General features: G+C 51.2%; 23 protein-coding genes, 1 tRNA gene and 1 pseudogene. 21 read left to right on the plus strand and 4 right to left on the minus strand.

The window, feature by feature from the left end:
• Positions 1–331 precede the first annotated feature (331 nt).
• From A0V43_RS04135 to A0V43_RS04170, 8 genes and pseudogenes are all read left to right on the plus strand, one after another.
• Positions 332–1,162, plus strand: a complete 831-nt coding sequence (locus tag A0V43_RS04135; protein WP_164834590.1) for a TetR family transcriptional regulator — start codon at positions 332–334, stop codon at positions 1,160–1,162.
• A gap of 219 nt (positions 1,163–1,381) precedes the next feature.
• A tRNA-Arg gene (locus A0V43_RS04140) sits at positions 1,382–1,453 on the plus strand.
• A gap of 171 nt (positions 1,454–1,624) precedes the next feature.
• Complete coding sequence (locus tag A0V43_RS04145) at positions 1,625–2,140, plus strand: CDI toxin immunity protein (protein WP_128577970.1); 516 nt, start codon at positions 1,625–1,627, stop codon at positions 2,138–2,140.
• On the plus strand, positions 2,118–2,477 hold the full coding sequence (locus tag A0V43_RS04150; protein WP_128577971.1) for a hypothetical protein: 360 nt from the start codon (positions 2,118–2,120) through the stop codon (positions 2,475–2,477). The genes A0V43_RS04145 and A0V43_RS04150 overlap by 23 nt, the downstream gene beginning before the upstream one ends.
• Before the next feature lie 303 nt (positions 2,478–2,780).
• The gene (locus tag A0V43_RS04155) at positions 2,781–2,978 is read left to right on the plus strand and encodes a PIN domain-containing protein (protein ID WP_236930917.1); all 198 of its coding nucleotides are present in this window, start codon (positions 2,781–2,783) and stop codon (positions 2,976–2,978) included.
• Entirely contained in the window at positions 2,944–3,636 is a 693-nt protein-coding gene (locus A0V43_RS20185; RefSeq protein ID WP_236930918.1) for a hypothetical protein, read from the plus strand. Before A0V43_RS04155 ends, A0V43_RS20185 begins: the two co-directional genes overlap by 35 nt.
• 392 nt (positions 3,637–4,028) lie before the next feature.
• Positions 4,029–5,543, plus strand: a complete 1,515-nt coding sequence (locus A0V43_RS04165) for a malate:quinone oxidoreductase (protein WP_206501597.1) — start codon at positions 4,029–4,031, stop codon at positions 5,541–5,543.
• Positions 5,544–5,744: 201 nt separating this feature from the next.
• A pseudogene (locus A0V43_RS04170) lies at positions 5,745–6,379 on the plus strand (YpiB family protein).
• A gap of 81 nt (positions 6,380–6,460) precedes the next feature.
• Here the strand turns inward: A0V43_RS04170 and A0V43_RS04175 are convergent.
• Together A0V43_RS04175 and A0V43_RS04180 are read right to left on the minus strand one after the other, a co-directional pair.
• Positions 6,461–7,588 carry an NAD(P)/FAD-dependent oxidoreductase gene (locus A0V43_RS04175; RefSeq protein WP_063192447.1) on the minus strand — a complete coding sequence of 376 codons (1,128 nt, stop codon included), beginning with the start codon at positions 7,586–7,588 and terminating at the stop codon, positions 6,461–6,463.
• Positions 7,589–7,841: 253 nt separating this feature from the next.
• Positions 7,842–8,681: an MBL fold metallo-hydrolase gene (locus tag A0V43_RS04180; RefSeq protein ID WP_063192448.1), complete on the minus strand. Its 840-nt coding sequence runs from the start codon at positions 8,679–8,681 to the stop codon at positions 7,842–7,844.
• A gap of 356 nt (positions 8,682–9,037) precedes the next feature.
• Between A0V43_RS04180 and A0V43_RS04185 the strand changes: the two genes are divergently transcribed.
• Positions 9,038–9,295 (plus strand): hypothetical protein, encoded by a 258-nt coding sequence (locus A0V43_RS04185; protein WP_015374580.1) that lies wholly within the window; start codon positions 9,038–9,040, stop codon positions 9,293–9,295.
• A gap of 131 nt (positions 9,296–9,426) precedes the next feature.
• Here the strand turns inward: A0V43_RS04185 and A0V43_RS04190 are convergent, their stop codons facing one another.
• Positions 9,427–10,185: an SDR family oxidoreductase gene (locus tag A0V43_RS04190; protein ID WP_020755091.1), complete on the minus strand. Its 759-nt coding sequence runs from the start codon at positions 10,183–10,185 to the stop codon at positions 9,427–9,429.
• Positions 10,186–10,353: 168 nt separating this feature from the next.
• On the opposite strand from A0V43_RS04190, the gene A0V43_RS04195 reads away from it, so the two are divergent.
• The 4 genes from A0V43_RS04195 (at position 10,354) to A0V43_RS04210 (ending at position 12,648) form a co-directional block, all read left to right on the plus strand.
• Positions 10,354–10,824: a DUF2935 domain-containing protein gene (locus A0V43_RS04195; RefSeq protein WP_063192449.1), complete on the plus strand. Its 471-nt coding sequence runs from the start codon at positions 10,354–10,356 to the stop codon at positions 10,822–10,824.
• A 65-nt stretch (positions 10,825–10,889) separates the two neighbouring features.
• Positions 10,890–11,207, plus strand: a complete 318-nt coding sequence (locus A0V43_RS04200; RefSeq protein WP_033017392.1) for a YbjQ family protein — start codon at positions 10,890–10,892, stop codon at positions 11,205–11,207.
• A gap of 191 nt (positions 11,208–11,398) precedes the next feature.
• Positions 11,399–11,707: an ArsR/SmtB family transcription factor gene (locus A0V43_RS04205; RefSeq protein ID WP_011230902.1), complete on the plus strand. Its 309-nt coding sequence runs from the start codon at positions 11,399–11,401 to the stop codon at positions 11,705–11,707.
• Positions 11,708–11,724: 17 nt separating this feature from the next.
• Complete coding sequence (locus tag A0V43_RS04210; protein ID WP_063192450.1) at positions 11,725–12,648, plus strand: cation diffusion facilitator family transporter; 924 nt, start codon at positions 11,725–11,727, stop codon at positions 12,646–12,648.
• Between the two features lie 31 nt (positions 12,649–12,679).
• Here A0V43_RS04210 and A0V43_RS04215 read toward each other — a convergent pair whose 3' ends face one another.
• Positions 12,680–13,567: a LysR family transcriptional regulator gene (locus A0V43_RS04215; protein ID WP_063192451.1), complete on the minus strand. Its 888-nt coding sequence runs from the start codon at positions 13,565–13,567 to the stop codon at positions 12,680–12,682.
• 241 nt (positions 13,568–13,808) lie between these two features.
• On the opposite strand from A0V43_RS04215, the gene A0V43_RS04220 reads away from it, so the two are divergent.
• From A0V43_RS04220 to A0V43_RS04255, 8 genes are all read left to right on the plus strand, one after another.
• Entirely contained in the window at positions 13,809–15,632 is a 1,824-nt protein-coding gene (locus tag A0V43_RS04220; protein WP_063192452.1) for an assimilatory sulfite reductase (NADPH) flavoprotein subunit, read from the plus strand.
• A gap of 26 nt (positions 15,633–15,658) precedes the next feature.
• On the plus strand, positions 15,659–17,380 hold the full coding sequence (gene cysI / locus A0V43_RS04225; RefSeq protein WP_063192453.1) for an assimilatory sulfite reductase (NADPH) hemoprotein subunit: 1,722 nt from the start codon (positions 15,659–15,661) through the stop codon (positions 17,378–17,380).
• A gap of 358 nt (positions 17,381–17,738) precedes the next feature.
• Positions 17,739–19,205 (plus strand): alpha-ketoglutaric semialdehyde dehydrogenase GucD, encoded by a 1,467-nt coding sequence (gucD, locus tag A0V43_RS04235; RefSeq protein WP_063192455.1) that lies wholly within the window; start codon positions 17,739–17,741, stop codon positions 19,203–19,205.
• 134 nt (positions 19,206–19,339) lie between these two features.
• Positions 19,340–19,564: a PDDEXK family nuclease gene (locus A0V43_RS20685; protein ID WP_250637084.1), complete on the plus strand. Its 225-nt coding sequence runs from the start codon at positions 19,340–19,342 to the stop codon at positions 19,562–19,564.
• The gene (locus A0V43_RS04240; RefSeq protein WP_250637085.1) at positions 19,527–19,922 is read left to right on the plus strand and encodes a Uma2 family endonuclease; all 396 of its coding nucleotides are present in this window, start codon (positions 19,527–19,529) and stop codon (positions 19,920–19,922) included. Before A0V43_RS20685 ends, A0V43_RS04240 begins: the two co-directional genes overlap by 38 nt.
• A 561-nt stretch (positions 19,923–20,483) precedes the next feature.
• The gene (locus tag A0V43_RS04245) at positions 20,484–21,431 is read left to right on the plus strand and encodes an ABC transporter permease (RefSeq protein ID WP_044744720.1); all 948 of its coding nucleotides are present in this window, start codon (positions 20,484–20,486) and stop codon (positions 21,429–21,431) included.
• Entirely contained in the window at positions 21,424–22,374 is a 951-nt protein-coding gene (locus A0V43_RS04250; RefSeq protein ID WP_063192456.1) for an iron chelate uptake ABC transporter family permease subunit, read from the plus strand. The genes A0V43_RS04245 and A0V43_RS04250 overlap by 8 nt, the downstream gene beginning before the upstream one ends.
• Complete coding sequence (locus A0V43_RS04255; protein WP_063192457.1) at positions 22,368–23,123, plus strand: iron ABC transporter ATP-binding protein; 756 nt, start codon at positions 22,368–22,370, stop codon at positions 23,121–23,123. The genes A0V43_RS04250 and A0V43_RS04255 overlap by 7 nt, the downstream gene beginning before the upstream one ends.
• The last annotated feature ends 269 nt before the right edge of the window (positions 23,124–23,392 follow it).

Genomic DNA, 23,392 nt, shown 5'->3' on the forward strand with positions numbered 1-23,392 from the left:
GCCTTATGTTCACGAATGATATCCCTTATTGTTGGTTTCCTCCGTGAGGAACCGTCCTTTCCACGATGGGAACGATTCCGCCAAGGATGTTGATGATGACAAACGGCCAACCGTTCGTCGTGCGGATGGGGCTCCCTAAGGACGCTGATCAAGTTGCGACGTTTGCAAAGGCGGTGGCGGGAGGGGCGTCTTGCCTGCGATCGGAGCGAAAGCAACTGTCAGGGGCCGCAGCGAACCTTCGTGTTGCCGTGCAGATGGGGCGCCTCGTAGAAATGCAGGGGCAATAGGCGGTGTGTGGCTGTAAAGATGACGTTTCTGTGGGGGATGAGTGGTGTCAATCGTCACCTATACGTTCTATTCCATTGCCTCGGAACGAGGCGGGATTCGGCTGATCGATGCGGATTGGAGCGATCAGTGGGGATGGATCGTTGTGCAAAGAAGCCGCCGACGGTTGGAGTGCGTCGTGAATGGAGCTGTTCTCCGTCCGGACGTCTCTGTGCGCTTCCCCATTATTCGCTGGGTCGACAGCGAGCGGTTTTTGCTGGCGGATGCGAGAAGCCAAGGGAAGCGTGATAATGTGTTTTTGCTCGATCTGCATGGCCGTATCCGACATTCCTTTTGCGGCGGCGATGGGATAGAAGACATTGCGGTGGGGAAGGAAGGGATATGGATCGGCTATTTTGATGAAGGAGTGTTTGGCAAAGGAGTTTCGGCGGAAGGATTGGTTTTGTTTCGCTTGGACGGTTCCTCAGCATTCAAGTATCATTCCCATTTGACGGACCGTCCAATGATCGTGGACTGCTATGCGATGTGCAAAGGAAAATCATCGACCTTGTGGCTTTTTCCTTACGACGATTTTTCGCTGATTCAGGTGGATCCTGGCCAAAAGACGGTGCAGAGATACAAAGCGCCCGAGCAGCTGCGCGGATCAACCGCTCTATGTGTGAGGGGGAACTATGCGTATTTTGGCCACAGCTATCGTGCAAAGGAGGAAGTGTACAGCTGGGATATCAGAAGCGGAGCGCTGGAGAAAATCGGGCGTCTTCATGGGGCGGTTCGAGGACTGGGGCCGAAGGAAACGAACCACTTTGTGAGTGTCGAGGATGATGCCGCGAGGGTGCATAGGATTCTCAATCCAGACGAATACGGGACGTCATGGTAAGATGATCGTGGCTGTTTTTCCGCATCGGGCAAGACGTTTTGGGCAGGCGATTTGAACGTTCCGCGGGAAAACGTGGGTCGATCCAAGCCGACGAATCCAAATTGCCGGGAGCGAAGAGCGAACTTTGGAGAGATCGGGGTTGGAGTTCTCTATTTTGTTTTTCTATCAGCTATTGAATTTTTAGGTGCAGATGGATAGAATGAAAAAGGAGAGCCATATGGCCCGTAGCTCAGTGGATAGAGCGTCGGTTTCCTAAACCGTGCGTCGGAGGTTCGAATCCTCTCGGGGCCGCTATGTGGATCCGACTCGTTTGGATCGGAATTTCTACATCTCTTGGTACGACTGCGTTTGCAGTCGTTTTTCATTTTTTGGGAATCCGATGGGGTGAACATCATTCTTATTGAGGCAAGGAATGTAGAGTGGCGCTCACGTTGAGTTCAATTCAATGCATGTGGAAAAGACATGAAAATATATACAGTACATACAGTGGCATCGAACAATATTGAAGCGGGGGCAAACATGACATTATTTGAAGAGTGTGTTTATGCAATAGGTCATGGGAACTTGAGGATTTTAACGAGCGGGGAAACCGAAACATATTTTGATTATTTATGCACATTATTCCCGATCTTGCCTTGGGGGAGAATCGATTGGGAAAAGGTATCGGAAAAGAAACACATAAAGCATGCATCGGAAGTAGTTGATTGGCTGCGGCAAAGGGGAATTGATCATTACGATGTGATTGTGCTATGGAATTATTCTGATAACCCTGGCATCCAGACGACATTAGAGAGAGTTCTGCATGCTATTGATGATGTGGTGGCAGTGGGGTCAGACACTTTTATTCTTTGCCAACATGGAGAGTATGCAATCGAATGTTTTCATGATGGTGTTGTGACGATCGGTGTTCCTGAAAAGAAGAGGCATTTTCATGCTGGAGAGGAGGGGGAGTCAAATGATCATTGCCAACAACTATAAAGAAATCAAAGACCATTTTGACTTCACAGATAGCATTATAACGGATATCAAGTGGAACAATCCGTTAGATTTGTCTATCACAATCGACTATTATTGGGATGTACAGGAGAATAGAGAGGAAAATAGAACATTCGTGTTGCATTTTACGGATTGCTTGGCTGTAGAGTACAAAATGTGGAAGGAAGTCATAGAAATGTCGAGGGAGGATCTCCATTTTGACAGCTTGTTTACCATGATTCGCTTCGAACATGCAGCAGCAGATTCAAGCGGATTTCAGCATTTTCGTATCTATACCTTTGATTATACAGAGCCGTTGCTGCAAATTATTTGCAAGTAGGTTCAGCTGGAAGAAGTGTAGGTCATTGTTGTCAGGGGGGTAATGATCGCTTTATTTTGGGTAAAGAAAAGGCGGATCGCTCCGCCTTTTTGCATGGATTGACGCACGGGACATAAGCTTCTCGGGGCCAACTGGCTCAATGCGAATGGCCTGTTCATCTCAACTGAGGGATTTACATGCACCGTTTTTCCAATTATAATGATATTTAGAATAACCGCTGCCGTTCGGATGGATGGCAGGTCAAGAGAGGGGGCGGCATCGCCGCTCCTTTTGTATTCATTGCCATGGACGGGAGGGAATGCTTTGTATTCGCGAATTGCCTTATTCGGGGACAGTGATTTTTTGCCCGCGTTGCAAATCGCCCAATCAGAAGGAGTGCATATCACCCTTTATTATTCCGACGGCAATGATGAGATTCGCCCGCACGATGAACTGTTAGATCTTGTCGATGACAGGAAAGTAATCGATGCGGAATTTCTCCACAGCATTCGACGGGAATGAGAAGGCGATTGTGTACAATTGTTATTTCCTAAGGGCGCTTTTTTTCGATTTCAGCCGCCTGTTTGAGAAATGCCACCGCAACATTGCACCAATTGCTCTCTTCAGCTGTGAGGCCCTCAGCAATGAACTTTCCGTGTTTTCAATGGTGTTTCCCTTTGGCGAAGTGTTGCAGTTTCGCTTTTCCCTGTGGAGCTGTGCAAGCAACACTATGGAAGTGATTCAAACGCATATACCGCACCAATGGATATACAACGCTGAACCATTCATCAACCCATACAACGGCAAGATCAGCTATGACTATTCCGGTGAAGTGAGGAAAATGAAGAAGGAAGAGTTTGCCGAGCTTGTCCGATCGTTGGGGAGAAGTAAGGGCTCGCGATTTTATTGTTCTCCGTTAGATGAGTTGTTAAACAACGTTTACATTGATCAATGGGTGCCGACGTATATGTCTAACTATGGAAAGCGTTGGGTGACATACTGTGACTTGCTTAGGGAAACATTTGATCAATGGAAGTACAGCCACTTTGAGATTTATGACGAGGACGGGAATGAGGTCAATGAAGATCTCAACTTGCAACTTGATGAAATATTCGAAGATTTTTTAGAGAATACTTCGCACGAGCCATTTGTTAGAGAAATTGAAAAAACGATTGCCTAATACGATGGATGTCACCTTGAAATGTTTCGGGTGTAGATGGCTTATATGACGCTTTGGCGGCATGGAGCCGTCTTTTTTGCTGCTATAAAATGTGTTTTTCATCAGCCTTCTTGAAAAATCTCTGCGTTTTTTCTCGAGATGGTGGCGAAATATTCAACGATTTTGTAAAATTATTATGAAGGGCGATGTTGGGATGGCTGTGTTGATGTCATGAATATGCAACGGTGCATTGAATTATATTAATATATTTTTGTTCAAATCAATAATAGTGATATACTATTAACCAATTGTGTTATAATAAATGTTGGAATCGCCCTCAAAACGAAAGGGGTATCGGCGACATTGTTTCGAGCGATCGCTCGATGCTCTTTTACAACTATTCATGGATAGGGATGGTAAATATGGGCAACAAACAAGGAAAAACGGATGTCATCTTAATCGGCGCCGGCATTATGAGCGCGACGTTGGGGACGCTCTTGAAGGAATTGGCGCCAGAGTGGGACATTGTCGTCTTTGAAAGACTGGAAGAGGCAGGAGCGGAAAGCTCCAACGAGTGGAACAACGCCGGGACCGGGCATGCGGCGCTTTGCGAGTTGAACTATACGGTTGAGAAGGCCGATGGGTCGATTGACATCGGCAAAGCGATTAAAATCAATGAGCAGTTTTACGTCTCTTTGCAGTTTTGGGCTTATTTGGTCAACAGTGGTATTCTTCGTGACCCGAAAGATTTCGTCCGTCCGCTGCCGCATATGAGCTTTGTGCAAGGGGAAGACAATGTGGCGTTTTTGAAAAAGCGGCACGAAACGATGGCGGCCAATCCGCTGTTCAAAGGGATGGAGTTCACAGATGATCCGAAGAAGCTGGCCGAATGGGTGCCGCTCATGATGGAAGGGCGGGTGGTGGACGAGCCGATCGCGGCGACCCGCATCGAATCGGGGACGGACGTGAACTTCGGGGCGTTGACGCGCCAACTGTTTGAACATTTGAAACGGAAGAACGTGGAGATCCGCTACCGCCATCATGTCGAGGATATCAAACGGACAAGCGACGGTTTATGGGAGCTGAAAGTGCGGAATTTGGATACGGGCGCCGTGGAACTTCATGCGGCCAAGTTCGTCTTCATCGGGGCCGGGGGAGGCAGCCTCCATCTGTTGCAAAAGTCCGGCATTCCTGAAGGGAAGGGAATCGGCGGCTTCCCGGTGAGCGGGTTGTTTATGGTGTGCAACAATCCCGAGGTCGTCGAGCAGCACCATGCGAAAGTGTACGGCAAAGCGAAAGTCGGCGCGCCGCCGATGTCGGTGCCGCATTTGGACACGCGGTTTATCGACAATCAAAAGATGCTGCTGTTTGGGCCATTTGCCGGATTTTCGCCGAAGTTTTTGAAAAACGGATCGATGCTCGACTTGTTCACTTCAATCAAGCCGCATAACGTCTTGACGATCTTGGCGGCGGGCGTGAAAAACATGTCCTTGACCAACTATTTGATCCAGCAAGTGCTGTTGTCCAAAGAACAGCGCATGCAAGAGCTGCGGGAATTCGTCCCGACGGCGAAAAGCGACGAGTGGGACATCGTCGTGGCGGGTCAGCGCGTGCAAGTGATCAAAGACACGGAAGCTGGCGGCAAAGGAACGCTGCAGTTCGGCACGGAGGTCGTCCATGCGGCAGATGGCTCGATCGCGGCGTTGCTCGGCGCTTCGCCAGGCGCATCGACGGCGGTTCATGTCATGCTTGAAGTGATGGAGAAGTGCTTCCCAGAACGGATGAACGAGTGGCGGGCGAAAGTGAAAGAGATGATCCCGTCTTACGGCGAGTCGTTGATGAAAAATGAAGCGCTGCTGCGGCAAGTGCAAGCGTCTACAGCGGAAGCGCTCGGATTGAACGGCCACTTTGCGATGCAGTTGGCGTAGGCCTATAGGTTTTAGCGGCTTAAAGAAAAGCTGAGTGCTCGTTGCTTGGAAGGAGCAGCCGCCTGGAAATGAAGGGCGGCTGTTTTTCTATTTCGTTTGCCGCTTGGTGTCGGAATGAAAGGGGCCTTGCCCTGTGGTTTTCAGATGCACGGCGGGGCGCAATCAAGTATACTGGAAAACAAAGACGTGAATGGAATAGCAATGGATCATCGAGGCTTGTTGAGACGATCTTGCGCTGCGGCCGCTGTTATCTTCCATGGAGAAGCAGTTGAAGGGGGTGAGGCTATGACGAGATGGGTGTCCTATTCAGAAAAGCGGCAGTTCTTAACAACGTTTTTGCAGCAGCATCGTTTGAAGCATCCCGATGCCCGATTTGTGCTGCAATACTTGCTTCAACACCCCATTTGCTTGAGAACGTCCATTTTACGGAAACCGAGCAAAAGCAGGCGCGGTGGCTGATCATTTCGACTGCGATGGCGGAGGAGGACGGGCTTGTGTTTTATCGGCGCGGTCAAAAAAGCACGAGCCTTGCCTCGATTATGGGTGATTTGGCGCTGCATCCGAACGAGCCGCTTTATTTGACGCTCCATTTTCCTGGAAAGGCAAGGAATTTTTCGTACCTTCGCCTCATTGATCACCAAGCGTTGGAAAATGTCAGGCGGCACGAGCGGCATGAGAAAATGGCGAAGGCGGCCGAGCAAGTGTTGGATGAGGCGCTGAAACGGCACGAACTGTCGAGGCTGAAGCTGCAAATCGATCAGGCGCTCGATCGCAAAGATATGGAGCTGTTTCATAAGCTGACGGAACAGCTGAAAAAATATGAAGGACAAAGCTGACGAAATGCAGTCCGCTTTGTCCTGAACCCCAGAAAGGGAAGTCAACGGCTGCAAGGTCTGTCGTGGGTTTCCCTGTCCTCCTCATGGAACGATCGGCGCGACGGCGCTTGCGACGTCGTAGTCGCTTTGGTCGAGTTCCGTCGGCAGGCCGATGACGAGTTTCGCCAACTCTTTTCCGACATACGGGCCGACGGTGAGGCCTGAGGAGCCGAGCCCGTTGGCGATATACACCTCAGAAAAGCCCGGAAGCGGTCCGAAGACAGGGAGAAACCCAGGCGTGCGCGGGCGGAACCCGACCCGCGTTTCCACGTAGGTGCAAGCCGACAGCCCTGGCGCGACGGCGAGCGCTTTGTCCAGTATTTCGTGGATGCCGCCTGCGGTGGCGCGGATGTCCATGCCTGCTTCATCTTCATGGGTCGTTCCGATGATGATTCGCCCTCCAGGGAAGGCGAGCATATACTGATTGTTCGGCGGCATGACGACCGGCCATCGGCCGGTCTCGCCTGCCAACCATTCGAGATGAACGATTTGTCCTTTTTGCGGGCTGACGGCAAACCGAACGCCCAGCGGTTCGAGCAGTTCGCCAGCCCACACGCCGGCTGTGACGATGACCGCTTCGGCCGTGTATTTCGCTCCATTGACTTCCACGCCGATGACGCGGGAGCCTTCAAACAGGATCCGGGCGTTTCCACGGATGTAGGCGGCGCCAAGCTTTTGGGCCGCGTTTGTGAGGGCGTCCCGCACCGCCCGGCCGTTCACTCGGGCGGCGCCGCTCACATATAGGGCATGATGCTCACCGCCAAGCGGCGGAAACAGCTCCTTCGCCTCATGGGGATGAAGCCGCACGATCTCTCCCATTTCCGGCGCGTCTTCGCGCCGTTTGCGAGCGCGCTCCTCCATTTGTTCCAGTTTCTGTTCGTCTGTATGCAGGCAAAGCGCCCCGACGCGCGCATAACCGGTGTCCGTTTCCCCGAGCGCTTGCAGTTCTTCGATGAGGGAGGGGTAAAACTTCGCTCCGTTTTTGGCCAATCGGTACCATTTTTGGTTGCGGCGCTGCGACAGCCAAGGGCAGACGATCCCCGCCGCCGCATCGGTCGCTTGGCCTTTGTCGCCGCGGTCGATGATGATCACGTTTGCGCCTTCCTTGGCCAAATGGTAAGCAGTCGAGGCGCCTAAAATGCCAGCTCCAATGACGATGTATGACTTCATTCCCTGACACCTTTTCTGCGTTTTTCTCTATTAGCATACCATACACAGCATCAATCGGGAACTGCAGCTGCCTGCCTGAACAGCCGATGGGCCGTTTAGCACCCAAAGATGCAACTGTTCATGGCAAGGGAAAAGGGCGACATGGAAGACAACGAGAGTTGGGGGAGGCGGCGGCAGAACAGAAAACAGCAACGCCAGGCGTAACAAGGCTGCCCCAAGACGCCATATCATAGCCATCTCGAGCAGCCCCGTCTCAGCCCGCTTGTTTCGTCTCATGTTCCTGAATGACCGACCGGATGATATGGAGCGAGTCCCATTCTCCACCCGAGAAGAAGACGATCGGGTATTTTTTCGGAAACAAAAGGGTCTGGATTTGTTTGGGCGGTGTTCCGTTTTCGTATAAATCGATGATCGTCCCTTGCAGTTCAAGCAAATAGTCAAGCTTCCGCTGCAAGGCCTCGCGCCCGTTCGGGAGATAGCCCGCATGGGCGCAGAAGACGTCGCCGAAATCGTATGTCAACACGTGTTGCAAGGAGGCGATGATCGCCGGGATGTTTTCCTCGCGCAAGATGACTTTCGTTTTCTCTTGACAGTACAAGTCGCCGCTGAACAATTGCCCCGTTTCGCGGTTCAAAAACGCCACATGGTCGATGGAATGGCCCGGCGTCGGGATGACGTCCCACGTTGCGCTTCGCGAGGAAAACGTCGCGCCGATCGGTTTGGCAACGAACGGGTCGCGCTTGCCCCAAAACACTTTTCGGTATAGCGGATAGTCCGCCTTTTGCTGGCAATAATGGATCATCGGTTCGTTCATGTAGATGGGCAGACCCATCTTTCGCTGCAAAAATGCCGCGCATCCGGTATGGTCTTCATGATAATGGGTAACGACGACTTGATCGATGTCTTGTTGTTGAAAAAATGAAGTGAATTCGTGTTCCATCGATTTGGCGCCGGTGTCAATCAGCACCCCATCGATGACAAAGCAGCGGACGGTGAGGCGGACGCCTTGAAACGTCGCCGTTCCTTTGGCGATATGCACGTTTTGAACCACTTCTGTTTCAAACCGTTTTTTGATCACTTTCTCGATCAGCATGGCGAACGGGCCTCCTTATTGGTGTGAGGATGTTGTTACCATTATACCACAACAGAATGAATGTTCATTCATTTGTTATTGGCGTTTCACACCCATCATGTGCTTGATGGGATGGAGAAAAGCGATGCTACAGTTAAGCTTACTTCAATCAAGCGTCTGTGAATATCCCCTCTTTTGGGGATTGAACGTTTGATCAAAAGGAACGATTCGGAAATATGCAGGGGATGGTTTTGCGCAACTTGTATGATAAAATGATAGAAGATCGTATCGGAATGCGGATGCAATGGATGGACATTTGCGCCGACGCCTCCAATGGAGGATCGTCCATATTTCCGACAGGTGAGAAGGGGATGTTCATGAAAACCGTTATTCACGCTTTCGTCATTTCGATCATCGTTCATGTGGTGTATTTGGCATCCACCATCGGCATAGGATATTGGAAAACGAAGCTTTACAAGCCCGATGTGGAGAATGCTTGGGAGAAAGCGGCCATGCTGCAAAATGAAGTGGTGTTTGGCCACACGGGGTCGCCGATTTTGTATTTGGTGTCGTTTGTTGGAGTGGCGGCGGTCGTTGCTTTGGTAATGCATGTGTACCAAATGGTTCGCGGCTGACAAAAAGGAAAAGGAAAAAGCCGGTCCCGAAGGGGAACGAAGCCTGTTGGGGCGGCTTTTCCTTTTCTGTTTTGTTTCTGAAAGATCTATCTCGCCTATAACCGAAAAGGTGGGTGGCAGCAGTGTCGTTGTCAATACGCTGTCCAGCCGGCATCGGCAACGATCACAGCGCCGTTTAGAAAACTGGCATCGTCGGAAGCTAAAAACAAGGCGATGCTGGCGATTTCTTCCGGCTCGCCTGCACGAGGGTTGAGAGCCGCACCTGCCATGGCCCTCTCCATTCCGAATGGATTGGGCGCAGTGATCGTGGCGCCGATGTTTGTACTGACGCCCCCCGGTGCGATGGCGTTGCAGCGGATACCTTCTTTTGCATATTGAAATGCCACGTTTTTCGTCAGTCCAATGACAGCATGCTTTGAAGCAGTATAGGCGGCTCCGGCTCGCGAGCCATAAAGTCCGCCAACGGAGGCGATGTTGATGATCACCCCGCTTTTTTGGGGGAGAAAAATGGATAGTGCTTTACGAGTCGTACGCATGACGCTTGTTACATTAACCGCAAACACTTTCTCCCACAGCTCGTCCGTCACCTCGGCAGCAGGAACAAAGTTGTCCATAATTCCAGCATTGTTGACTAAAATGTCGAGTGAGCCGAACGCTTGCAACGTCTCATCGATTAATCGTTCCACATGTTCCTTATTAGCGACATTGGCGGTGATGCCGATAGCTGTTCCACCGTTTTCTGTAATCTCTTTGACCACAGCAGACTGCCCTTCTTCGTGAATGTCTGAGACGACTACTTTTGCTCCTTCTTTGGCAAACAACAGTGCTATCGCTTTTCCCATCCCTGAGGCGCCTCCAGTAACAACGGCAACTTTTCCCTCTAATTTCATAGCGCAAGCTCCTCCCTAATTTCAAAACATTATCTTTTCCATTTTGTACCCATGCGCTTGTCTTTTGTCACAGGAAAGATCAAAATATTTTTCTAGTTTATATTAGTGCATACTTCCACTGATCGATCCATACATTGAAAGAAGAGGGGAAACAGGGAGGGAAAAAGCGTGCAATTCTACTACGGCCCACACATGCCGCTGCGCGTTTTGGATGAGATTGAATTCTGGAAGCACCAAGAGGAAGAACATACGGTCGTCATTCGCGAGCTTGCGTCTGGATTGGAAGCGCCATATGTAGAAGCGTTGAAAAAATGGGAGGAGGCGCTTTCGGCTACGCATCAGCACGCGGTCCGTTACATTGAATCGGTTATTCGGGCCGGCCATTATGTTCCGGAACAACTGCATCAACAAGTGCTCCATTTTGTGTCGTACTGCTTAGAGCAGAGCCTTCAGTTCATCGAATTATGCCGGCACATCAAAATCCGCAGCAAAGCCGTCAGCCAAAACCCGACCGCCAAGGTGGTGCTCGATCACATCATTCGCGAATCGGAGTATTTTGTCGGCATCGCGCAGTTGTTGCTGTACGGTGCTCATTCGGCATTGGCTGCAATGCGGACAGATTCATCGGCGACATCATAGATGCAATGTAGTATAATCGAATTGGGGTTTCTACCTATTATGATGAGCCACGAGGGGACATAGCTGTGATTGTCACGACCACCAATACCATTGAGGGAAAAGAAATTGAAGAGTATTTGGGCATCGTAGCGGGAGAGGTCATTTTGGGCGCCAATGTCGTCCGCGATTTTCTCGCCAGCATCACCGACATCATCGGCGGGCGGAGCGGAACGTATGAAAGCAAGCTGGCCGAAGGGCGGGAGATGGCGATCAAGGAGATGGTCAATAAGGCGAGAAGCCTTGGCGCCAACGCCGTCATCGGGGTGGATCTCGATTTTGAAACGCTGCGCGACGGCATGATGATGTGCATTGCGACTGGGACGGCGGTGCGGGTGAGATCGTAATGGGAAAGCAGCGGGTCTATCGGCCCCTGCTTTTTTTGCTTTGCTGGCTGCCGTTGTGGAGGTGTCAGTGCATCGGCTGTTGATGCTGATTGGGTTTTGCGGCTTGAAATAGGATTGACAGAAGAAAAAAAGCGGTTTATGATTCACATATATGAACAAATGCTCATATATTAAAATGTGAGGGAACAGCCATGAACGCAGAGGATCATTCGTTTTTAGATGAAAGTGTGATTGAGGAAGTGTCACGGATCTTTAAAGCGCTGGCGGATCCGACGCGGATGAAGATGTTGTATTTGTTGTCGCAGGAAGAATGTCATGTCGGCCATATTGCGGAAGTGCTCGGCATGTCGCAATCGGCGGTTTCCCATCAGTTGGCGCTGCTTCGGACGCTGCGGCTTGTGAAATATCGCCGTGAGGGGAAGATGTTGGTTTACTCATGTGATGACGAACATGTCATTTCGTTGCTAAAGCAGGCGATTGATCACGCACAACACCAATAAGTAAGGAGAGAAGATGGATGCATCATCACGCGCACGGCCATTGCGATCACCATCACGGGCATCATCACGGCAGAGAAGGAAATCAAAAAGGGCTGGCGATTGCCCTCGGTGTAACGGTCGGGATCATGGCGCTCGAGTTTGTCGGCGGGCTTGTGACGAACAGCCTTGCTCTTCTTTCGGATTCGGGGCATATGCTGAGCGATGCTGCTTCGCTTTTGTTAAGTCTGTTGGCGGTGTGGTTTGCGGCGAGGCCTGCGTCGCCGAAGAGGACATATGGATTTTACCGGTTCGAGATTTTAGCGGCGCTCGTAAACGGGGTTGCGTTGGTGGGGATTGCCGCTTGGATTATTTGGGAAGCGGTCGCGAGGTTTGTGAATCCACCTGCTGTCGCGAGCGGGCCGATGATGGCCATTGCTGTCATAGGGTTGCTGGCTAATTTGGCAAGCGCTTGGGTGTTAATGCGCAAAGGGGATGTCAAAGAGAACGTCAATGTCCGCAGCGCCTATCTTCATGTGCTTGGCGATGCGTTAGGCTCGGTCGGGGCGATCGCGGCGGGGCTTGTCATCTGGCTGTTCGATTGGTACGCGGCTGATCCGCTCATTTCCATTGCGGTGTCGGTGCTGATTTTAAAAGGGGCGTTGGCCGTGGTGAAACAGACGGTGCATATTTTAATGGAAGGAACGCCGGCGGCGATTGACCATGGGGAAGTAAAAGCGGCGCTCTCCGGCATTGATGGCGTGATCGATGTGCACGATTTGCATATTTGGACGATCACCTCGGGGCTTGATTCGTTAAGCTGCCATTTGCTCATTGAGGAAGGTTGCGATGGGCAGGCGGTTTTGCAGCGGGCGATTGATTTGGTCGAAACGCGCTTTCACATTCGCCATGCGACGATTCAAATCGAAATGCCGCATATTCGCCATGGGGAGATGGAAGTATAGGGGAGGGCTGCCAAGCTTCTCCCCGTGTTTTTTAGGATCTCCAATTGTGTTGCAACGTTTCAAGGAAGATACGTACATTTTGCTTGTTTTCCATAATCGGTGCACAAATATAGGAAAACATTCGGTAAAACGGCGGATGGTTCAGGTGAACAATGGACAGGTGGCCGTGCTCGATATCGCGGGCGACGACGCTGCGCGACAGCAAGGACAGGGCGTTGCCGTTGATCAGCGTTTCTTTAATGCCTTGGTTGCTGCTGATGATCATGAGCGATTGGATTTTCAGCCCGTTCGAGCGGATGAAATGGTTGAAATATTCCCTTGTTCCCGACCCGACTTCGCGCGCCACCCATGCTTCGTTTTGCAGCTCGGCGATCGTGACCTCCTCTTTTTGCGCCAGTGCGTGGCGGTTGGAGGCGACGATGACAAGCTCGTCTTGCATGAACGGATGAACGGACAGTTCTTTTTCGTTCGTTTGTCCTTCGATTAAGCCGATGTCGACTTGGTACGATTTGACGAGTTCGACAATTTCTTTTGTGTTGCCGATCATCACCTCAAGCTCCAACTCTGGATAACGCTTTTGGAAATCGGGCAAAAGCGGCGGCAAAATATACTCCCCAATCGTAAAGCTGGCGCCGATGGTCAATTTGCCTTTCACTGAGTGATGGTGCTCCAAAATGTCTTGCTTCGTTTGTTCATAAAGCGCCACCATTTGTTTGGCGCGGTCGTATAGGAGCTCGCCGGTCGGCGTCATGCGCAGCCGCTTCGGGGAGCGGATGAACAGTTTCGTTTGAAACTCTTTTTCTAAATTTTTGATGTGCAAGCTGACGCTTGGCTGCGACAAATGGAGAATTTCCGCTGTTTTTGTGAAATTTTTCACTTCCGCCAATGTAATAAATGTTTTCAGTTCGTCATAGTACATCTTCGTTCCTCCTGCCCATCGCTCGATCGTTGTTGCAGAGAGTATCTATTATAAAAATTAATAGTTTCAATAATTTATATTTATTTTACTAATGTTTTGTTTTGCGGTAAAGTGTAAATATGATATCTTCGATAAAGTATACTTGCCTTATAGGAATAATGGAGTTTGACGCTCGTTCTGTCGTTGAGACCGAAACGACGTCAATCGTTCCATTTTATTTTATATTGTGAGGTGGACACCGTTGCAGCTGCAAGTAACCAACAGTCCGTTTACCCAGGAGCAGATTGAGCTCTTGAATCGTTTGTTGCCGACGTTGACGCCGTCGCAAAAGCTTTGGCTGAGCGGGTATTTGGCTGCTGCCGAGGCGGCGGTTGCCGTTTTGGATGCCGAAGCGCCAGCGCTGTTTGCTGGAAGCAGCAAACCGGTTTCGAAAGAAGTGACGGTATTGTACGGCTCGCAAACCGGCAATGCGCAAAAGTTGGCTGAGAAAGCCGGCAAAGCGCTCAAAGAGCGTGGGTTTGAAGCGAAAGTGTTGTCCATGCTTGATTTTAAGCCGAATGAATTGAAGAAAGTCGAGACGCTGCTCATCGTCGTGAGCACGCATGGGGAAGGCGATCCGCCAGACAACGCGGTGTCGTTTTACGAGTTTCTCCACAGCAAACGGGCGCCGAAGCTGAATCATTTACGCTTTTCCGTCTTGGCGCTTGGCGATACGTCGTATGAACACTTTTGCCAGACGGGGAAAGATTTTGACAAGCGGCTCGAGGAGCTCGGGGGAGAGCGGTTTTATCCGCGCGTCGACTGTGACGTCGACTACGAGGAAGCGGCGGCGAAATGGCTTGACGGCGTGCTTGGCGTGCTGAGCAAAGGTGCCAATGCCGAGGCCGCGCCAGTGTTGTCGGCCGCTGCGGCCGTGCCGAAAGCCGAGCCGACAGTCGTCTATTCGCGGAAAAACCCGTTCCCGGCTGAGGTGCTGGAAAACATCAACTTAAACGGCCGCGGATCGAACAAAGAAACGCGCCATCTCGAATTGTCTCTTGAAGGATCGGGGTTGAAGTATGAGCCGGGCGATGCGCTTGGCATCTTCCCGAAAAACGATCCGGAGCTTGTCGATCTCATCATTCACGAAATGAAATGGAACCCGGAAGAAACGGTGACGATCGACAAAGACGGGGAAGTGCGGTCGCTCAAAGAAGCGCTCACGTCCCATTTTGAAATCACCGTGTTGACCAAAGCGCTGTTGCAAAAGCTGGCGCCGCTTTCGAAAAACAGCGAGCTTCAAGCGCTCGTCGCCCCAGGCAATGAGGCGAAGCTGAAAGAATACGCCAAAGGCCGCGACTTATTGGATGCGTTCCGTGACTTCGGCCCATGGGACGCCACTCCGCAACAACTCATCTCTATCTTGCGGAAAATGCCGCCGCGCCTGTATTCGATCGCGAGCAGCTTAGCGGCCTATCCAGATGAAGTGCACTTGACGATCGGCGCGGTCCGCTACGAGTCTTACGGCCGCCTGCGCAAAGGGGTGTGCTCGACGTTCTGCGCCGAACGCGTCCAAATCGGCGATACGTTGCCGGTCTTTGTGCAGCCGAACCCGAACTTTAAGTTGCCGAAGGATCCCGACACGCCGATCATTATGATCGGTCCAGGCACCGGAGTGGCGCCGTTCCGCGCCTTTATGCAGGAGCGCGAAGCGACGGGCGCGAATGGAAAATCGTGGCTCTTTTTCGGCGACCAACATTTTATGACCGACTTCCTGTATCAAACGGAATGGCTCGCTTGGCTGAAAAGCGGTGTGCTGACCAAAATGGACGTCGCCTTCTCGCGCGATACGGAGCGAAAAATATACGTTCAACACCGGATGCTCGAGCGAAGCAAAGAACTGTTCGGCTGGCTCGAGGATGGCGCTGTCGTCTACGTATGCGGCGACAAACAACACATGGCGCGCGACGTCCATCAGACGTTGATCGAGATTATCGAAAAAGAAGGCGGAATGAGCCGCGAACAGGCGGAAGCGTATGTCACCGAGATGCAAAAGCAAAAACGATACCAACGCGACGTCTATTAATCTCAAAAGAAGGAGTGGGATCGAAAATGGCGAAAGTCGTGTTAAAAGCGCCGGACGGACCGCCAAGCGATGTGGAGCGCATCAAGCAGGAAAGCCGTTACTTGCGCGGCACGCTCGCGGAAACGATGGAAGACCCGCTCAGCGCAGGAATTCCAGAGGATGACAACCGGTTGATGAAATTCCACGGCAGCTACTTGCAAGACGACCGCGACGTGCGCACCGAGCGGCAAAAACAAAAACTGGAGCCTGCATACCAGTTCATGGTTCGCGTCCGCACGCCGGGCGGGGTGGCGACGCCGGAACAGTGGCTTGTCATGGATGAACTCGCCCGCAAATACGCGAACGGCACGTTGAAGCTGACGACGCGCCAGGCGTTTCAACTGCATGGCATCTTAAAATGGAACATGAAAAAAACGATGCAAGCCATTAACAATGCGCTCATGACGACGCTTGCGGCGTGCGGCGACGTCAACCGAAACGTCATGTGCAACCCGAACCCGTACCAATCGGAAGTGCATGCGGAAGTGTACGAATGGGCGAAGCTGATCAGCGACCATTTGCTTCCGCGGACGCGGGCGTACTACGAAATTTGGCTGGACGACGAGAAAGTGGCGGGCACGCCGGCGGTTGACGGCGAAGAAGAGCCGATTTACGGACCGACGTATTTGCCGCGGAAGTTTAAAATCGGCATCGCCGTCCCGCCGTCGAACGACGTCGATGTGTTCTCGCAAGACATCGGGTTCATCGCCATTGTCGAAGACGGCAAGCTTGCCGGGTTTAATGTCGCCATCGGCGGCGGCATGGGGATGACCCATGGGGACAAAACGACGTATCCGCAACTGGCGAAAGTGATCGGCTTCTGCCGGCCGGATCAAGTGGTCGAGGTGGCGGAGAAAATTATGACCGTTCAGCGCGACTACGGCAACCGCTCATCGCGCAAACACGCCCGCTTCAAATACACCATCGATCGGCTTGGGCTGGAAGCGGTGAAAGAAGAAATTGAGCGCCGCCTTGGCTGGAAGCTCGGCGAAGCGCGCCCGTACCATTTCGAGCATAGCGGCGACCGCTATGGCTGGGTCGAAGGCGTCAATGGGACATGGCACTTCACACTCTTTGTCGAAGGCGGCCGCGTCAAAGACTACGACGATTACAAACTGATGACGGGCTTGCGCGAAATCGCGAAAGTCCATACCGGCGATTTCCGGTTGACGCCAAACCAAAACTTGGTCATCGCTAACGTCACGAGCGAGAAAAAGCCGGAAATCGAGGCACTCATCGCCGAATACGGCTTGACCGATGGCCGCCGGTACACCGCCTTGCGCCGCAACGCGCTCGCCTGTGTCGCCTTGCCGACGTGCGGCTTGGCGATGGCGGAAGCGGAGCGCTACTTGCCGAAGCTGCTTGATAAAATCGAGGAGATTATCGACGAAAACGGTTTGCGCGATGAGGAAATCACGATCCGCATGACGGGCTGTCCGAACGGCTGCGCCCGCCACGTGCTCGCCGAGATTGCCTTCGTCGGCAAAGCGGTCGGAAAATACAACATGTACCTCGGCGCTGCGTTCAACGGCACGCGCCTTGGCAAACTGTACCGCGAAAACATCGGCGAGGAGGAAATTTTGCGCGAACTGCGCGTCCTCCTATCCCGCTATGCGAAAGAGCGTCTTGACGGTGAACATTTCGGCGACTTCGTCATCCGCGCCGGCATCGTCAAAGAAGTGACGGATGGGACGAATTTCCATGATTAAGGTGGTCAGGGTGAAATGGAAACCAGCCTCTCCTGGTTTAGGGGAGGTTGGTTTTTTGTTGCTTTCATGCAATGGCTTCGGTGTTTTGTTCATTGTAGCCGCATTCAATCTATATGAGGTTGTAATAAAGGATTTCCGATCTCCATGTCCTATTCTTTATCACTTGAAAAGCTGGCACGGTGACAAAAAGAGCGAACAATGCCATGTAAAAAAATTGCAACTTATATAATTCACAAAATATTTCGACTATATTATAGTAGTGTTATGAACTTGTATTTTTCAGATCATGACCAAGGGCAAACATTTTTTCCGAGATCGTATGCAGCGATCACGTGAATGGAAAGGGGGAGAAGATATTATGAAGATGGGAACAGAAAAACAAACATACTTGAACTACATCAATGACGAGTGGATTCATTCCTCCACTGGAAAAATCGAAGCCAGCCTTAACCCAGCCAACATCGATGACATCGTCGGCTATGTCCAAGAGTCCGGTGCGGAAGATGTGAACGCCGCGGTGGAGGCGGCGCGGCGGGCGCAGGCGGCATGGCGGAAGCTGTCCGGCCCGAAACGCGGAGAGTATTTGTTCCGCACGGCGGATCTCTTGGAGAAACGGCTTGACGAGATCGCCGAAACGATGACAAGAGAAATGGGAAAAACGCTCCCGGAAGCAAAAGGGGAAGTGCAGCGGGGAGTCAATATTTTGCGCTACTACGCTGGGGAGGGGATGCGATCCATCGGCGAGGTCATTCCATCCACGGACAGCGAAGCGTTGATGTTTACGACGCGCGTGCCTCTTGGCGTGGTTGGGGTCATCACGCCGTGGAACTTTCCAGTCGCCATTCCGATTTGGAAAATCGCACCTGCCATCGTCTATGGAAACACGGTGGTGTTTAAGCCGGCGCAGGAAACGGCGGTCACGGCAGCGAAAATCGTGGAATGCTTTGACGAGGCGGGGCTGCCGGCCGGTGTGGTGAATTTGGTGACAGGCAAAGGATCGATCATCGGCAATGCGATCGCCGAACATCCCCACATTCACGGCATCACCTTCACCGGCTCCAATGAAGTCGGCAAAACGATCGCCCAAAAAGCGGTGGCCCGAGGGGCGAAATACCAGCTGGAAATGGGCGGAAAGAATCCGGTGATCGTGCTCGAGGACGCTGATCTTGATCGCGCCGTCGAGGCAACAATCAGCGGCGGGCTGCGTTCCACGGGACAAAAATGCACGGCGACAAGCCGTGTGTTCGTCCAGCGTACCATCTATGATCAATTTAAGGAAAAATTGTTGGCAAAAGTGAAGCAGCTGAACATCGGCAATGGACTCGAGGACGGCGTTTGGATGGGGCCGTGCGCCAGCCAAAAGCAGCTCGAGACGGTCCTTTCTTATATCCAAAAAGGAATCGAAGAGGGGGCGACGCTCGTTTACGGAGGCCAACGTTTGACGGATGGGGAACGGGCAAAAGGGTTTTATGTGCAGCCGACCATCTTTGAAAACGTGTCGCCCGACATGACGATCGCTCGCGAGGAAATTTTCGGGCCGGTGTTGGCGTTAATCAAAGTGGATTCGCTGGAAGAAGCGCTTTCTCTCGCCAATGACACACCGTTTGGATTGAGCGCCTCGATTTTCACGCAAAATATCGGCAAGATGCTCGCGTTCATCCAAGACATCGAAGCCGGGCTCGTCCGGATCAATGAAGAAAGCGCAGGAGTCGAACTGCAAGCGCCGTTTGGCGGGATGAAGCAGTCGAGCTCCCACTCGCGGGAACAAGGGCGCGCGGCCATCGAGTTTTTCACGGCGATGAAAACGGTGTTGGTCAAAGGATAAGAAATGGAGCAAAGTGCGCTGCCGTTTAGGCAGGGCGCTTTTTTTAGCGTCAAGCCATTGGCGAAGGCGATTGTCGGCGAGCAAACGGTTTGCTTACAATAGAAGAAAGAGCATGTGCAGGGAGGGAGAGCGGCATGAGCCAATCAGGCGAGCAACGCCGGTATACGCTCGGCGAGTTCTTTTCTTTAGCTGGAGACGAGCGGATGGAGCTGTACGAAGGAACGATTGTGTTGATGTCTCCAGCTCCTTATGAACATGAAGGTGTAGTGGCCAATTTGATCGCCGAGTTTCGCATGGCGTTAAAAGGAAACTCCTTGTCTTGTGTTCGGCAGCAACCTCCAAGTCGTCTTTTTGTTTGAGGATGAACAAAAAGGAACGAAAAATGTAACGGTGATGCCCGACCTATCCATTATTTGCGATCGAACGAAACTGCGCCAAGGTCGGTGTTACGGCGCCCCCGACCTGGTGGTGGAAGTGTTGTCGCCAAGCACCGCCCACAACGACCGGCTGCTGAAGCGTCATTATTATGAGAAAGCGGGGGTCCGCGAGTACTGGCTTGTCGATTATCAGCACCAGGTGATGGAAAAATACGTTTGGCAATCGGGGACGTTTCAGCTAGAAGACGTGTACGATGCAACTAACGGGGCGGCTGCATCGACCACGTTTCCCGAGGTGCGCTTTTCCGTGAAGGAGATTTTTGCGTTTTTGACGTCGTGAAGAGCGGTGAAGCTGCGTACAAAATAACAACAAACACGTTTCGCTCCAAAAGTCTGCTGTTGCTTGGCTGACAGAAACGCTTAGAAAAAGGGAGAAATAGCTTTTTTATTTGTGGAAGGTGCCTTGATAGATCAACATTTCTAGAGAGAGGGATATTCCAGTGGAAGAGCTTCCTTCTTTTTTTGTTGATATAATGAAAAGAAAATAAGAAATGGGTAAAAAAATATTGACAATGATAATTTTTATCAATTAGAATATGATATATGAAAATGATAATCCTTCTCTTTTTAGAGGTTTGGGCGGGAACATGGTTTTCAAAAGAATGGAGTGAGATGTGGTGGCCGCATGCGGACAGAATGGCTTGACTTGAAAAGAACAGCGATTGAGGAGATGCCAGCCATCTTGGCGGTGCTGGTTGCTTCTCAACACAAGCAGAATTTATCTTTTTAATTAGGAAAGATAATCAATATCATAATTGCGCCTGTAAAGCAATTGAGTCTGGACATGGCATCGTCATTCGACTTGTATGATGGGATAGAACGGAAGACAGGATGAGAAAACATGAAAAAATGGATGGTGCTCTTTGTTGTTTTGGCTGCGGCATCATTGTTTGTCGGTGTGCATGATTTATCGCCTCGCGAGCTGTTCGCCGGCGACCGTGAGGCGTGGGAAGTGTTTTTAATCAGTCGCTTGCCGAGGCTCATCAGCATTCTGATCGCCGGGTCAAGCGTGAGCATTTGCGGCTTGATCATGCAGCAGTTGAGCCAAAACCGATTTGTGTCGCCGACGACGGCGGGAACGATGGATTGGGCGCGGCTTGGCCTGTTGGTGTCCATGATTGCATTCGCTGCCGCAGGGCCGCTTGTGAAGGCGGCTATTGCCGTTGTGTTTGCGTTTGCGGGGACGCTGCTGTTTATGACGGTTTTGGATCGTGTGAAGTACAAAGATTCGATCTTTATTCCGCTCATCGGCTTGATGTTTGGCAATATTGTCGGTTCTGTCACGACGTTTTTGGCTTATAAATATGATTTGATTCAATCGATGTCCGCATGGATGCACGGCGATTTTTCCGTTATGATGCAAGGACGTTATGAAATGCTGTATGTGAGCGTTCCGCTCATGGCAATCGCTTATGTATACGCCAATCGGTTTACGATCGCCGGCATGGGGGAGGAGATGGCGACGAACTTAGGGGTTCGCTACCGTTCGATTGTCTACACTGGTCTCCTCATTGTCGCTGTTGTTTCTGCTGTTGAGGTGTTGACGGTTGGGACGCTGCCGTTTTTAGGGCTGATCGTTCCGAACATCGTCACGATGTATTATGGGGATCATTTGCGCAAAGTATTGCCGTTGACAGCCATATTTGGCGCTTTGTTTGTGCTGATTTGCGATGTATTTGGCCGAGTCGCCATTTATCCATACGAAATTCCGATCGGCTTGACGGTTGGAGTAATCGGAAGCGGTGTCTTTTTATATTTGCTCGTAAGGAGAACGAAGCAGTATGTCTAATCGGATGAAAGTGGTTGTGCTCGTGGTATTGGCGCTCGGATTGATCGTGTTGTTTTTGTTTACACACTTGCGAGGGGATTTTGACTATGTGTTGCGCTCGCGGAGCGAAAAGATTGTCGCGATGGTGCTTGTCGGTTGGGCGGGGGCGGTTTCGACCGTCTTATTTCAGACGATGACCAATAATCGTATTTTAACTCCAAGCATTATCGGGCTTGATTCCGTTTATATGCTTGTGCAAACCGCGGTGGTGTTTTTGTTCGGTTCGACGACGTTGACCATGATGGGCAACACCTTGCACTTTCTCTTGTCTGCTGGGTCGATGATCGGTTTTTCAGTTTTATTGTATTCGTTTTTGTTTCGCCGTGAAGGGCAAAATTTATATTTCATCTTGCTTGTTGGGATGATTCTCGGTACGTTTTTCCAAAGTTTGACGTCTTTCATGCAATATTTGATTGACCCAAATGAATTTTCCATCATTCAAGATCGAATGTTTGCGAGCATCAACAATATAAAAACAGACTTGCTTTGGCCGGCAGGCCTGCTCATTGCGGATGCGACATTGTATACATACCGTCATCTTCACGAGTTGGACGTGCTGTCGCTCGGCAAAGATCATGCGATCAATTTAGGCGTGGCGTATGAAACGGTCGTCAAACGGCTGCTGATGATTGTGGCGGTGTTGGTGTCGGTTTCGACCGCGCTTGTTGGTCCCATCATGTTTTTCGGATTGATAGTCGCCAATGTGGCGTATGCGTTTTTTCAAACGTATGAACATCGTTATTTGCTTGCAGGAGCGGCGCTGTTCGGCATCATCGCCCTCGTTGGCGGCCAGCTGGTAGTCGAGCGAGTGTTCACCTTTTCGACGACGTTGTCTGTCATTGTTAACATGGTCGGAGGCGTCTATTTTCTATACCTTTTGTTAAAGGAGCGAAAAGCATGGTAGAGGTGAAACAAGTATTGAAGCGATACGGCGGGAAGACCGTGATTGACCGTGTATCTTTATCTGTTCCGCGCCGCAAGCTCACATCGCTCATTGGCCCGAACGGGGCGGGGAAAAGCACGCTTTTGTCCATGATGAGCCGCTTAATTCCGAAAGATGGCGGGGAAATCTGGATTGAAGGAAAGGAAATTGCTCGTTATCGGACAGAAGAGTTGGCGAAAAAAATTTCCATTTTGAAGCAATCCAACCATATTACGGCTCGCTTGACGGTAAACGAATTGGTGTCGTTCGGTCGCTTTCCGTATTCGCGCGGCCGCTTGACGCGCCAAGATCGCGACTATGTGCGTGAGGCCATCCGCTATATGGAGTTGGAGTCATTGCAAGACCGCTATATGGACGAGTTGAGCGGCGGACAGCGGCAGAGAGCTTATATCGCGATGGTGTTGGCGCAAGATACGGATTATATTTTCTTGGACGAGCCGTTGAACAATTTGGATATGAAACACGCCGTGCAAATGATGAAAGTGTTGCGCAAGCTGGTCGATGAGCTTGGCAAAACGATCGTGATGGTGATGCACGATATTAACTTTGCCTCCTGTTACTCCGATTATATGGTCGCGTTAAAAGATGGAGCGGTCGTCTGTGAAGGGGATGTTTCATCGATCATGCGCGATGAAGTGCTTCGCGGCATTTATGATTTGGATGTGCGCGTGCAGACGATTGAAAATCGGCGCATCTGTGTGTATTTTTAGCAATTTTCCATGAGAAAGCGTCCATCTTGACTAGTGAAAAAGCGGGCTGTGGAAGCCTATGGGCCTGCTTGGTGAAGAGCTCCGTCTCGGATTCAAACATGGGACGGGGAGACGCGATCAAAGTCAAGTATGTCAACTACCCCCACTTAGCTAACGCTTGAAGTGGGGGCTTGCAACTCCCCAGAAGTACAAGCGGACTTCGTCCTCCTTCCTTGACTTGGGGTTGCATCAGGGCAGGTTGACAACTACCCAACGACGCAGGTCATGCC

The organism is Geobacillus sp. JS12 (genome assembly GCF_001592395.1).
In the GTDB taxonomy this organism is placed as follows: domain Bacteria; phylum Bacillota; class Bacilli; order Bacillales; family Anoxybacillaceae; genus Geobacillus; species Geobacillus zalihae.

Excerpts from the sequence above, each read along its gene's own strand:
- A0V43_RS04210 (WP_063192450.1), top strand. The coding sequence starts at position 11,725 with ATGCATCATCACGCGCACGGCCATTGCGATCACCATCACGGGCATCAT.
- cysI (WP_063192453.1), top strand. The coding sequence starts at position 15,659 with ATGGCGAAAGTCGTGTTAAAAGCGCCGGACGGACCGCCAAGCGATGTG.
- A0V43_RS04150 (WP_128577971.1), top strand. The coding sequence starts at position 2,118 with ATGATCATTGCCAACAACTATAAAGAAATCAAAGACCATTTTGACTTC.
- A0V43_RS04255 (WP_063192457.1), top strand. The coding sequence starts at position 22,368 with ATGGTAGAGGTGAAACAAGTATTGAAGCGATACGGCGGGAAGACCGTG.
- A0V43_RS04175 (WP_063192447.1), bottom strand. The coding sequence starts at position 7,588 with ATGAAGTCATACATCGTCATTGGAGCTGGCATTTTAGGCGCCTCGACT.
- A0V43_RS04185 (WP_015374580.1), top strand. The coding sequence starts at position 9,038 with ATGAAAACCGTTATTCACGCTTTCGTCATTTCGATCATCGTTCATGTG.
- A0V43_RS20185 (WP_236930918.1), top strand. The coding sequence starts at position 2,944 with ATGCGGAATTTCTCCACAGCATTCGACGGGAATGAGAAGGCGATTGTG.
- A0V43_RS04215 (WP_063192451.1), bottom strand. The coding sequence starts at position 13,567 with ATGTACTATGACGAACTGAAAACATTTATTACATTGGCGGAAGTGAAA.
- A0V43_RS04165 (WP_206501597.1), top strand. The coding sequence starts at position 4,029 with ATGGTAAATATGGGCAACAAACAAGGAAAAACGGATGTCATCTTAATC.
- A0V43_RS04250 (WP_063192456.1), top strand. The coding sequence starts at position 21,424 with ATGTCTAATCGGATGAAAGTGGTTGTGCTCGTGGTATTGGCGCTCGGA.
- A0V43_RS04145 (WP_128577970.1), top strand. The coding sequence starts at position 1,625 with ATGAAAATATATACAGTACATACAGTGGCATCGAACAATATTGAAGCG.
- gucD (WP_063192455.1), top strand. The coding sequence starts at position 17,739 with ATGAAGATGGGAACAGAAAAACAAACATACTTGAACTACATCAATGAC.
- A0V43_RS04245 (WP_044744720.1), top strand. The coding sequence starts at position 20,484 with ATGAAAAAATGGATGGTGCTCTTTGTTGTTTTGGCTGCGGCATCATTG.
- A0V43_RS04180 (WP_063192448.1), bottom strand. The coding sequence starts at position 8,681 with ATGCTGATCGAGAAAGTGATCAAAAAACGGTTTGAAACAGAAGTGGTT.
- A0V43_RS04205 (WP_011230902.1), top strand. The coding sequence starts at position 11,399 with ATGAACGCAGAGGATCATTCGTTTTTAGATGAAAGTGTGATTGAGGAA.
- A0V43_RS04190 (WP_020755091.1), bottom strand. The coding sequence starts at position 10,185 with ATGAAATTAGAGGGAAAAGTTGCCGTTGTTACTGGAGGCGCCTCAGGG.
- A0V43_RS20685 (WP_250637084.1), top strand. The coding sequence starts at position 19,340 with ATGAGCCAATCAGGCGAGCAACGCCGGTATACGCTCGGCGAGTTCTTT.